This window comes from Mesorhizobium sp. M7D.F.Ca.US.004.01.2.1 (assembly GCF_003997785.1).
Taxonomy (GTDB): Bacteria; Pseudomonadota; Alphaproteobacteria; order Rhizobiales; family Rhizobiaceae; genus Mesorhizobium; species Mesorhizobium loti.
In genome coordinates, this window is record NZ_RZRQ01000204.1 from 1 (window position 1) to 11,031 (window position 11,031).

The window sequence follows — 11,031 nt, forward strand, 5'->3', positions numbered from 1 at the left end:
TCGCTGGCCCGCACGCCGTCGCGGTCGACGATCAGAACGCGCGCGCCCTCCTTCACAAACAGCTCCGCGACGGCGGCGCCGATACCGGCGCCGGCTCCGGTGACGATGGCTGCTTTGCCCTTCAAACGCATGATCGATCCCCTTTTCAAAAACTTGTTTTGCTCTATTTTGCAGAAGCGCTTGCAAAGTGTCGACACTTTTGTATTTAATTTCGGCACGAACTCGGGGATATCAGTGAAAAACACTCCTTCCGTCGAACAACACCTGGAAATCTATCGCCGGATGCTGCTGGTGCGGCATCTGGAAGAGAGCCTTGGAGCGCTTCACAAAGAAGGACGCACGCGCGGTCCGATCCATCGCTGCGATGGCCAGGAAGCCGTCGGCGTCGCCGCGACCGCCGTGCTGGAGGCGGGTGACAAGGTCGCCACCACCCATCGTGGCCACGCGGTCTATATCGGCAAGGGCATGGCCGTGCACCCCGTGGTGGCCGAGATCTTCGGGCGGGCCACTGGTGCCTGCGGCGGGCGTGCCGGCCACATGCTGGTAGCCGATGCCGAAAGGGGCGTGATCGGCGGCAACGCCATAGTTGGTGCCGGCATTCCGGCCGCCACCGGCATGGCGCTGTCAATGCAGATCCTCGGCACCGGCAATGTCGCCATGTGCGTTTTCGGCGACGGCGCCGCCCAGACCGGCATCTGCCACGAGGCCATGAACATGGCGGGGCTGTGGAAGCTGCCGGTCGTCTTCGTGCTCGAACACAACCAGTTCGGCCTGACCGTTCCCTCAGAAGTCCAGTCGCCGGTAGAGGATCTGTCGATCCGTGCCGCCGGCTATGCGATGCCGGCCGAGATCGTCGACGGCAACGACGCCGTGGCCGTCTATCGCGCCGTATCGGCCATGGTCGAGCGTGCCCGGCGTGGCGAGGGTCCCGGCATGGTCGAATGCAAGACCTACCGCATCGAGGGTTTTTCCACCTCCGACATGGGCGGTTACCAGAAGTCGGAGGACATTGCGGCCTGGAAGGCGCGTGATCCACTGCTCGTCTCGCGCAAGGCGCTTTTGGGCGACGTCGGCGAGGCGAAACTCGCCGGGATCGAGGCCGCGGCCAAGGCCGAGGTCGACGAGGCATTCGCGGCCGCACTGTCCGACCCGATGCCAGAGTTTTTCGTCGACGAAGCCTGCAACCCCTACAGCGAGGCGCACTGACATGGCCATGATGCGGTACGCCGAAGCGCTCAATGCGGCACTGCGCGAAGAGATGCAGGCCGACCCTTCCGTTTTCGTCTTCGGCGAGGACATCGGCCGCTATGGCGGCGTCTTCAAGGTGACGAAAGGGCTGATAGAGGAATTCGGCGAAACGCGGGTGCGCGACACGCCAATCTCCGAACAGGCGCTGACCGCCATGGCCGTGACCGCCGCGATGACCGGCACGCGGCCGGTGCTTGAAATCATGTATGCGGATTTCGTGCCGCTGACGCTCGATGCGCTGGTCAACCAGGCCTCGATCTACAATTACATTTGGAACGGCCAGGTGAAGATGCCGTTCGTGCTGCGCACGCAGGGCGGCGGCGGCGCCGGCGCCGGCGCGCAGCACTCCAAGTCGCTCGATTCCATGCTTGCCCACATACCCGGCATCAAGGTCGTTGCTCCTTCGACGCCCGCCGACGCCAAGGGCATGCTGAAGGCCGCGATCCGCGATGACCAGCCGGTGATCTTCCTCGAGCACAAGCTGCTCTACAACACCCGCGGTGAGGTGCCGGACGGCGACGTGATCGTGCCGCTCGGCAAGGCGGCAACCCTGCGCGAAGGCAACGACATCTCGATCTTCGCCACCTCCAAGATGGTGGTGGAGGCGCTGAAAGCCGCGGATCTTCTCGCAGCCGACGGTGTTTCGGCCGAAATCGTCGATCTCCGGTCGCTGCGCCCACTCGACGTCAACGCCATCGTCGCCTCGATCTCGAAAACGCACCATGCCGTCGTGGTCAACGAAGGCTGGCGCTTCTGCGGTTATGCCGCCGAGCTGTCGGCAACGATCATGGACCATGCCTTCGATGAGCTCGACGCGCCGGTCGCGCGCGTCACCTTGCCGGACATGCCGATCCCCTATTCCGAACCGCTGGAAACGGCGATGCTGCCAAGTGCCGAGAAAATCCGCGCTGCCGCGCTAAAGACGCTGAAGTGACGGGGGCGACGGCGATGGCGACCCACCCGATCAGCATCGACAGCGCCGGCGGCGAATATATGGAATCCGTGCTGGTGATCAGCTGGGCGGTGAAATCCGGCGACCCGGTCAAGGCCGGCGATCTTCTCGTCACCGTCGAAACGGCCAAGGCCGCAACCGAAATCGAAGCCGACCGCGACGGCTGGCTGGCGGAAATCTTCTTCGCCGAGGGACAGGAAGCGCCGGTGGGCGCGGTGCTCGGCACGATCGCCGATGAGAAACCGATAGTTGGCGGGAAGCCGATCGCTGGCCAATCCGCTTCGATCGCGCCGGCCACTGCGACGGCTGTAGAACCCAATCCGCGCGAGCCTGTGGCCAGCGAAGCGCCTTCCTCCATCCGACCGCCCGGCAGCCGTGCAATCGCAAGCCCGCTGGCCCGGCGGCTTGCCGCCGCGGCCGAGCTCGACCTTGCCACCATTTCGGGAAGCGGCCCGCACGGGCGCATCAAGAAGCGCGACATCGATGCTGCCCTTGCTGCCCGCTCGAACGAACATGACGGTGCAGTTCAGCGGACGACCGCAGTCAAGACATCGTCTGTTGCCGCGCCGGCGCTGGCCCGACAGACGGTGCCGGTGGTCCTCATCCATGGCTTCGGGGCGGATAGCTCCGTGTGGCGGCAGGTCGTGCCCTTGCTCGGAACAGGGATCGAGACGATCAGCCTCGACCTGCCTGGCCATGGTGCGGAAGCGGCAAAGCCTGCAAGGAGCATCGAGGAGATCGCCTTCCTCCTCTCAGACCGGCTGGAGGAGATGGGCGTGGGCAATGCCCATCTCGTCGGCCATTCCCTGGGCGGCGCGGCGGCTCTCGCGCTCGCCCGGCTTGGCCATCTCGCGGTACGCTCCGTCACGCTCCTTGCCCCTGGCGGGCTTGGCCCCGAGATCAATGCAGGCTTCATTGCCGGACTTGCGCGCGCGACCACGGCGCAGGCCCTGGAGCGGTGGCTGACGGTGATGGTCGGCGACCCCTCGGCCTTGCCGGTCGGTTATGCGCAGGCCGCGCTCAGGCAGATGGAAAAGACCGGCAATCGCGACGCGCTCGCTGCGATGGCCGAAAGCCTCTTCCCGGACGGCACGCAGGGGTTCGACCTAACGGGTGCGCTCGCTGCGGTCGCTGTGCCGACGCGGCTCATCTGGGGCAGGCTCGACCGCGTCATCCCGGTCGCTCATGCAGTCCGCGCGCCGGGCTTCACTGCTGTTCATCTTCTCGATGGCGTCGGCCATGTACCGCAGATTGAAGCGCCGGCGCTCACAGCCCGGCTGATCACCGAGACGGTGCGAAGCGCCGGCTGAGCCGACAAGACCATCACGCCGGCGCCGAAGGCACCGGATACAGAACGCCAGAAGGAGTGCTCGATATGATTTTCGACCATCGCACCTATACCGCCCGCCCGAACAAGCTGTCGCATTTCCTGAAACTCTATGAAGACGTCGGCCTGCCGATGCAGCAGCATTATCTGGGCGAGCCCTTCGGCTTCTTCCAGACGCACATCGGCGACCTGTCGCGCACCGTGCATCTGTGGAAATATGAAAGCCTGGCCGATCGGGAAGAGCGCCGCGACCGCATGGAAGCCGATCCCGAATGGCAGGCCTATCGGCGCAAGGTGATCGAGACCGATTATCTTCTCGACATGCGCAACCAGATCCTCAAACCTGTCTCCTTCTTCAATCCCGGAAAGTAAGATGGACCTGATTTTCTCGGCTGAAGGGCGCAACTGGCCGTTGCGCCTGACCGGCGATGCCGACCGCACGCGCCGTGCGCTGCTTTCGGCCCTGCCGATGCGCCTGCAGCTTCACACGCCCAAAATCGCCGGCAGCCATATCTATTGGCATGCTCCCTTCGTCGAGGATATCGAAGGTGCCACGCATGTGCTTTCCGCAACCGCCGGCGCCTTCATCTACTGGCCGGTGCGGCAGTTCCTCGAAATCACCTTCGCGCCGCTCCAGGCGGAAAATGCCGAGATCACCGTTCTCGGCCATCTCGACGCGCCGGTGGAAGGCATTGCCGAGCTTGCCGCGACGCTGAAGCGGGATCAGGGCCGCCGTATTCTGGAAGGCACACTTGTCCGGTCGGATCGCGGCGTGTCCGAGCCTTCGCCGCCATTGTCGCTGCCGCAGAATATCATCGCCGCGCGCAAGGCGCTGTGGGCGTCCTGTCCCGCCGACATCAGCCGGGTCACCGCGTCACGCGCCATCATGCACCCGGCAGGTCCCGTTTTCACCGCGGAGTCGGAAGCGCGGGTGCTGCACGAATTCCTGTGGTGGGTCCGCGCCGAGCGCGGCAGGAAGGACGAATTGGTGCTGCGCCAGGTGGCAGCAATCGCACTCGACAAGACCGCGACCCGCCTGCGCGACTTCTGCCACATGGAGGAAACGCCGGCCCTGCTTTTCCGGCTCAAGGCGGCGATGGACGATCGGCATCCTTTCGACACCCTGATCGACGAGGCAATCCTGGTTGCCGGACGGATCGGCGCCTGGCTCGATCTTCTCATCCCGTGGAACGACCTCAACGAGGCCTTCCGCGCAGCGCTTGACGGCAGGAAGGCCAGGTGATGCAAAAACTGACCATCGGCATTGTCGGTTTCGGCGTCATCGGGCAGCGCTGGACGGCTTGCTTTGCCCATGCCGGGCACGCGGTGCGCGTGTTCGATCCGAGGGAGCGGCGCGAAGCGGCTTTCAATGAGGTGCTGCCTGCGCTCATGGCCGACCTCGATGCGCTGCAAGGATCCTCGCACGCGCCCGGTGCGATCCGTCTTTTCCCGACACTCGCCGAGACGCTCGAAGGGGTCGATTTCGTGCAGGAGAACGGCCCGGAAGACCTGGCCCTCAAGCGCCGGCTGCTGGCCGAAATCGAAGACCATGTCGCTGACGAGGTCGTCATCGCTTCCTCCTCCTCGGCCCTGCTGGTGTCCGACATGCAGGACGAGTGCCGCTTGCCCGGCCGCGTCGTGCTCGGTCATCCCTTCAATCCGGCGCATCTGATGCCGCTGGTCGAGATCGTCGGCGGCAAGGCGTCCGATCCGCAGGCAATCGTCCGGGCACACGCCATCTATGAGGCCATCGGCAAGAAGCCAGTGACGCTCAACCGGGAAGTGACCGGCCATATCGCCTTGCGCCTGATGGGCGCCATGTGGCGCGAGGCGATCGCGCTGGTGCGCGACGGCGTCGCTTCAGTCGAGGACGTGGATCGTGCCTTCATGTATGGGCCGGGTGCGAAATGGACCCTGCAAGGTTCGTTCATTTCCAACAGCCTCAACGCCGATGGCATCGAGGACTTCCTGCGCAAATATGGCCCGACCTATCAGGCGATCTGGGACACGCTGCTCGACGCAAGGCTCGACAACGAGACCATCCGCGCGATCACGGCTTCGACAGGGGCCGCCGTGAACGGACGCAGCCAGGACGACCTGAAGGCCGAGCGTGAGGCAGGTTTGGTCGGCATTTTGAAAACGGTGGCTGAACACGGCGCGCTTTGACATCGCAGCTCAGGAGAACACCCATGAGTTACCGCACTGCCCTCGTTACCGGCGCCTCGAAAGGCATCGGCGCGGCAATCGTCGAGAGCCTGATCGCGGAAGGATTGACCGTCCATGCACTGGCGCGCAACCATGATGCGCTGCAGGTCCTGCAGGCGCGGCTCGGGCCACGCGTAAAACCGCTTGTCGCCGATGTGCGCGACCACGAAGCGATCGCGGCTGCGCTCGGTGCGGCGGAAATCGATGTGCTGATCAACAACGCCGGCGGTCTGGCGACGGTGCGCCCGCTGCATGAGCAAAGCGCGGAGGAAACAGCCGAGGTGGTGGCGCTGAACCTCACCGCGCCCTTGCAGCTCATCCGTCTGTTGCTGCCGGGCATGATCGCGCGCAAGCGCGGCCACATCTTCAACCTGACCAGCACGGCGGCCAGCGCCGTCTTTCCCGGCACGACGATCTACGGTGCGGCCAAGGCCGGCCTTTCCCAAGCCGGCCGCATCCTGCGCTTCGATCTCGCCGGCACCGGCGTGCGGCTGACCGAGATCGCCCCCGGTCGCGTGGAAACGGATTTCTACCTGAAGGCCTTCGACGGCGACCGCGAGGGCCTGCGCAAGCGCATGTACTCGCAACAGCGGCCGCTCGGCCCGGGCGACATTGCCGCCGTGCTTGTTGCCGCGCTGCGGATGCCGGACCATGTCGACATCGCCGAACTGACTGTCGCGCCAAGCGAACAGGCACCCGGCGGCCATGTCTATCCGGCCGCACCCCAACGATGAGCGGACTGCGGGGTATCAGCAACGCCTCGCATCAGCCTGGGCCTGTCAATTTGTCGAGCACGGCCGTGCAAGCCTCCTCCCAGGCCGCCGGCACGCCGCGCGCCGAAAGCACCCGCAGCCCCCGCTCGGTGATGCCGCCCGGTGTCACCAACTCCTCGAGCATCTGATCCATCGGCTGGTCCGTCTCGTCAATCAGCCGCCCGGCGGCCACGAATGTCAGCGCCGTCAGCCGGCGGCCAATTGCCGGGTCGAGACCTCGGGCACTCGACCATTCAGTCGTCCTGCGGATCAGATCCTGCACCCAGCCATAGATGGCGGCATTGATGGTGGCCACCTCGAAGTCCGTTTCGCTGACCAGAGCGATCGAGGGGCCGAGCCGGTCGAGAACCGCCCGCGCCTGCTCAAGGTCGGGGAAATAGATCGTCGGACTGGCACAGATTTCGGAAGCCGTGAACGGCATGGCGCGCACCGCGCGCGCGGGCGCGACAGCGAACCGCGACAGCGCTACGCCGGCGCAAACCGAAACCACCACCTGGTCCTTGCGCCACGGCAGGCCGGCGACCGCGTCCGGCGCATGGGCGGGCCGTACGGCGACAATGACGACCTCGGACCGTTCGACGAGATCGCGATTGTCGATCGCCAGCCGAAAACCGTGCTGGTCGGAGAGTGCCGCCGCCTTGCCGCGCGGCGACAGCACGATTGCCGCGGGATCGAGCCCGGAACGCAGGAACCCGGCCAGCATGGACGTCGCCAGATGCCCGACACCAAGAATGCCTACAATCATTGTTGTCCCCCGGATTTAAACCTGCTGCTTGCCATTCACACGAAGTTGGGAAAGAAAGGCGCTCTACAAAGTGTAGACACAACCTGCATACAAATCAGATGAGAATCGTCGTGACCGAACGAGCCGAGACCAGCGCCGATAGCGATCCGTCCCTTGCCGCCGAGGCCGAAACGCGCCGCGCTGCCGACAGCAGCGAACGCGCCTACAACACCATCCGCAAGCTTCTGGTCGAGTTCAAGCTGAAGCCCGGGGAACGCATCAATGAGGTCCAGCTTTCGCGCAGCCTCGGCGTTTCGCGCACACCGATCCGCGAGGCGCTGAACCGGCTCGCCTCCGAGGGTTTCGTTTCGCTCACGCCCAATCGCGGCTTTTTCGTCAGAAGCCTCAGCACCGAGGGCCTGCTCGACCTCTACGAGTTCCGCTCGATCATCGAATGCGCTGCTTTCAAGCTGATGTGCGAACGCGCCGACGACAGTGAAATCGACCGGCTGCGGAGCTACTGGGAAGCGATCGTCGACGCCTACCCGGACCAGCCGCCGGATGTCATCCTGGCCGAGGACGAAGGCTTCCATCTGCTCATTGCCGAACTGTCGGGAAATCCGGAACTTGTCGGCCAGCTCAGCTCCATCAATGCGCGCATCCGCTTCATCCGCCGCATCCAGATCGAACATCCCTCGCATGACAAGGCGCAGATCACCTCTCATTCGGCCATCGTCGATGCCGCCGTCAGGCGGGATGCCGAAAACGGCATGAAACTGCTGCGCGAACATATCGAAATGACCGTCTCCGCCACGCAACAGGCGCTCAAGGACGCCCTGCTCAAGGTGTTCGCGCCCGGTAACGGCGCCGATCTGAAGCGCCGGCGAAGGGCGCGCGACGCATAATCGATATCTGAGCACAAAATTGAACGCAATAGTGTCGACACTTTCTTGACGACAGTCTCTTTGTCTGCTTCGATGGGTTCCAAGGGAGAGAAGACCGGAACGGCCGCTCCTGCTGTGACCAGTAGCCAAGGGGAACCATCATGAGAAAATTTATCGCCACACTCATTCTCGGAGCATCGCTATTCGCGGGCCCGGCCATGGCCGAGCAGATCACGATTGGTCTATCCGCTCCGCTCTCCGGCCCGCAGGCCTATTTCGGCACCACATGGCATAATGGCTTCAAGCTCTATGTCGACAAGCTGAACGCCGATGGCGGGGTCAATGGTGTGACCGTCGCCTATGAACAGGAAGACGACAAGGCAGATCCGCGCGAGGGAACGCTCGTGGCGCAGAAGTTCTGCGACAATGACCAGATCGTCCTCGGCCTCGTCAACTTCAATTCCGGCGTCGCCCAGTCCACCTTGCCGATCTATGAGGATTGCTCGCTGCCGACGATGACCTTCGGCTCCAACCCATCGCTGACCAAGCAGGGCTACAAGCTTATGGTGCGCCCGGTCGCGAACGATCTGGCGGGCGCGCTGCTGCCGGCTGAATACGCGCTCGGCAAGCTTGGCGCCAAGACGGCGCTGGTCGTCAACGACAAGCAGGTTTTCGGCCAGGGAATCTCCGAAATCTTCGCCAAGAACTTCGAGAATGGCGGCGGCAAGGTCATCGACACGATTTCGGTCGCGCCAAGCGATGTGGACTTCGCCGCCGTGCTGGCGCAGATCAAGCCGAAGAAGCCCGACGTCATCTATCTCGGTGCCGTCATGCCGCAGCTGGCGCTCTTTGCAAAACAGATGCATGAGCAAGGCATCACCGCCACCCTGATCGTACCCGACGGCGGCTATACGCCGGACCTGATCAAACAGGCCGGCGAGCCCAACGTCCAGGGCACGCTCGTCGCCATCCAGGTGCCGCCGATGGATGCCTCGCCGGAGATCGCCGAGTTCGCCAAACTCTACAAGGCCAAGTACGGCGAAGAAGCCGGCCCTTACTCGATCTATGGCTATGTTCAGGGCCAGATCCTCGAACAAGTGCTGAAGACGACCAAGGGCCTGGCGCGCGAGGACATCAACACGGCGCTGCACGCGGTCAAGGTCAAGACCGCCGTGGGTGAACTGGAATTCGACGAAACGGGCGAACTTAAAGTCGCCCCATCGTACCTCTACAAGGTCGAGGGATCGAAGTTCCAGCTTGTCGGCTCGAAATAGCAGCCGGGCGCCGGAGCCGCCTGCTTTTTTTAAAGGCGGCTCCTCTTGCCTGTCGACGGCCGCGCCTGACAAGAGTGCGACGGACCGTCGATCGGGAACCCATTGCACAGGACATCGGCCCATGCTGGGAAACCTCATTCAACAGACGGTCAACGCGTTGACCATCGGCTCGATCTACGCGCTGATCGCGCTCGGCTACACGATGGTCTATGGCGTGCTGCGCATGATCAATTTCGCCCATGGCGAGATGTTCATGCTCGGTGCCTATGTCGCCTTTCTGATCCTCAGCATGCTCGTCGGCGATATCGGCATGGCGGGCGCGATTGCGCTTACCGTGGCCTTTGTCGTCGCTGTCTTCCTGGTGGGCTTCATCGGCGTCGGCATTGAACGCATTGCCTACAAGCCGTTGCGAAATTCTACCCGGCTTGCGCCGATGCTGTCCTCGCTTGGCGTTTCGCTTTCGCTGGTCACCGGCATGCAGATTCTTGCCGGCCCGCAGCCGGTCGCCTTTCCGAGCTTCTTTCCCGTCGTCCGCTATGAAGTGCTGGGTGGCACCATCACCTCGATGCAGATCGGCATCCTCGTCGCCGCCTTCGTGTTGATGTTCGGCCTGCATTTCCTCGTCAACCGCAGCCGTATCGGCATCATCGTGCGTGCCGTTTCGGAAAGCCGCCCCACCGCACAGCTTCTGGGCATCAACGTCAACGGCGCGATCTCGATGGTGTTCTTTGTCGGCCCGCTGCTCGGCGCGGCCGGCGGCATCCTCTATGCCAGCTATTACGGCATCATGTCGCCGACCATGGGCGCCGTCATTGGCCTGAAGGCCTTCACCGCGGCGATCCTCGGCGGCATCGGTTCCATTCCCGGCGCCATGCTTGGTGCCTTCATCCTCGCCTTCGTCGAAGTCGGCGGAACCGCGCTGCTGCCCGTCATCACCCATGGCGTGCTGGGCACCGAATATCGCGACGTGCTCACCTTCGCGATCCTCATACTCGTGCTTCTCGTTCGTCCCGCCGGCATATTGGGCGAGGCCGTGTCCGAGGAAAGCATCGTGTACAAGAGGGAGTTCTGATGTCCGTCGCCGAGAGCCTCGCGGCTGCCAGGCCGCGTTCAAGCCGGGCCGTCGCGTTCCTTGTCTTTGCCATCGCAATCGCGCTGATCGCGGCGACGCCCTTCCTGCCCAACTACTACATCCGTGTCATCGACAGCCTGCTGATCTACATCCTGCTCGGCATCGGCCTGAACATCGTGATCGGCTATACTGGCCTGCTCGATCTCGGCTTCGTCGCCTTCTACGCGGTCGGTGCCTATAGCTACGCACTGCTGGCCAGCCCCCAGCTCGACCTGCACCTGCCCTTCCTGCTCATTCTGCTCGTCGCCGCCTGCCTTGGCGCGATCACCGGCATATTGCTCGGCATCCCGGTGTTGAGATTGCGCGGCGACTATCTTGCCATCGTCACACTCGGCTTCGGCGAGATCGTGCGCATCATCATCAACAATGTCGACTGGCTTACCGGCGGGCCGAAAGGCATCGCCCGCCTCGACAAGGCTTCGATCCTCGGCATCCAGATCGCCCGGCCAGCAGCACGACGACGAGCAGAAGCCAGAAGAAATCGACGGGCCGGGCGATCTGGATGCCGAGGA

The 11,031-nt window shown here is 63.8% G+C and carries 12 protein-coding genes and 1 pseudogene; 11 read left to right on the forward strand and 2 right to left on the reverse strand.

All coding sequences use genetic code 11. The features are described 5' to 3' along the window. Window positions 1-167 (reverse strand): SDR family NAD(P)-dependent oxidoreductase (locus EN993_RS23650; RefSeq protein ID WP_245468948.1); only part of this gene is annotated, 167 nt, incomplete at its 3' end. A 67-nt stretch (window positions 168-234) separates the two neighbouring features. Between EN993_RS23650 and EN993_RS23655 the strand changes: the two genes are divergently transcribed. The 7 genes from EN993_RS23655 to EN993_RS23685 all read left to right on the forward strand — a co-directional run bounded on the left by EN993_RS23655 (window position 235) and on the right by EN993_RS23685 (window position 6,466). Further along, window positions 235-1,206 carry a thiamine pyrophosphate-dependent dehydrogenase E1 component subunit alpha gene (locus EN993_RS23655; protein WP_164757776.1) on the forward strand — a complete coding sequence of 324 codons (972 nt, stop codon included), beginning with the start codon at window positions 235-237 and terminating at the stop codon, window positions 1,204-1,206. A gap of 1 nt (window position 1,207) precedes the next feature. Continuing rightward, a complete protein-coding gene (locus EN993_RS23660) occupies window positions 1,208-2,182 on the forward strand; it encodes an alpha-ketoacid dehydrogenase subunit beta (RefSeq protein ID WP_127264965.1) in 975 nt (324 codons plus the stop codon). Window positions 2,183-2,196: 14 nt separating this feature from the next. Next, entirely contained in the window at window positions 2,197-3,510 is a 1,314-nt protein-coding gene (locus EN993_RS23665) for an acetoin dehydrogenase dihydrolipoyllysine-residue acetyltransferase subunit (protein ID WP_127264966.1), read from the forward strand. Window positions 3,511-3,575: 65 nt separating this feature from the next. Then, the gene (locus EN993_RS23670; RefSeq protein WP_127264967.1) at window positions 3,576-3,899 is read left to right on the forward strand and encodes an NIPSNAP family protein; all 324 of its coding nucleotides are present in this window, start codon (window positions 3,576-3,578) and stop codon (window positions 3,897-3,899) included. Window position 3,900: 1 nt separating this feature from the next. Continuing rightward, window positions 3,901-4,770, forward strand: coding sequence for a hypothetical protein (locus EN993_RS23675; RefSeq protein WP_127264968.1), 870 nt, complete (start codon window positions 3,901-3,903; stop codon window positions 4,768-4,770). Continuing rightward, window positions 4,770-5,693 carry a 3-hydroxyacyl-CoA dehydrogenase NAD-binding domain-containing protein gene (locus EN993_RS23680; RefSeq protein ID WP_127264969.1) on the forward strand — a complete coding sequence of 308 codons (924 nt, stop codon included), beginning with the start codon at window positions 4,770-4,772 and terminating at the stop codon, window positions 5,691-5,693. The genes EN993_RS23675 and EN993_RS23680 overlap by 1 nt, the downstream gene beginning before the upstream one ends. Before the next feature lie 23 nt (window positions 5,694-5,716). Then, complete coding sequence (locus tag EN993_RS23685) at window positions 5,717-6,466, forward strand: SDR family oxidoreductase (protein WP_127264970.1); 750 nt, start codon at window positions 5,717-5,719, stop codon at window positions 6,464-6,466. Window positions 6,467-6,497: 31 nt separating this feature from the next. Here EN993_RS23685 and EN993_RS23690 read toward each other — a convergent pair whose 3' ends face one another. Next, window positions 6,498-7,250 (reverse strand): NAD(P)-binding domain-containing protein, encoded by a 753-nt coding sequence (locus tag EN993_RS23690; RefSeq protein WP_127264971.1) that lies wholly within the window; start codon window positions 7,248-7,250, stop codon window positions 6,498-6,500. Window positions 7,251-7,360: 110 nt separating this feature from the next. On the opposite strand from EN993_RS23690, the gene EN993_RS23695 reads away from it, so the two are divergent. From EN993_RS23695 to EN993_RS23710, 4 genes and pseudogenes are all read left to right on the forward strand, one after another. Continuing rightward, on the forward strand, window positions 7,361-8,134 hold the full coding sequence (locus tag EN993_RS23695; RefSeq protein ID WP_164548788.1) for a GntR family transcriptional regulator: 774 nt from the start codon (window positions 7,361-7,363) through the stop codon (window positions 8,132-8,134). Window positions 8,135-8,274: 140 nt separating this feature from the next. After that, on the forward strand, window positions 8,275-9,387 hold the full coding sequence (locus EN993_RS23700; RefSeq protein ID WP_127264972.1) for a branched-chain amino acid ABC transporter substrate-binding protein: 1,113 nt from the start codon (window positions 8,275-8,277) through the stop codon (window positions 9,385-9,387). 121 nt (window positions 9,388-9,508) lie between these two features. Further along, a complete protein-coding gene (locus EN993_RS23705; RefSeq protein ID WP_245468947.1) occupies window positions 9,509-10,459 on the forward strand; it encodes a branched-chain amino acid ABC transporter permease in 951 nt (316 codons plus the stop codon). Beyond that, window positions 10,459-11,031 (forward strand): annotated as a pseudogene (locus tag EN993_RS23710) (hypothetical protein); the annotation flags it as partial. The gene EN993_RS23705 and the pseudogene EN993_RS23710, both read left to right, overlap by 1 nt.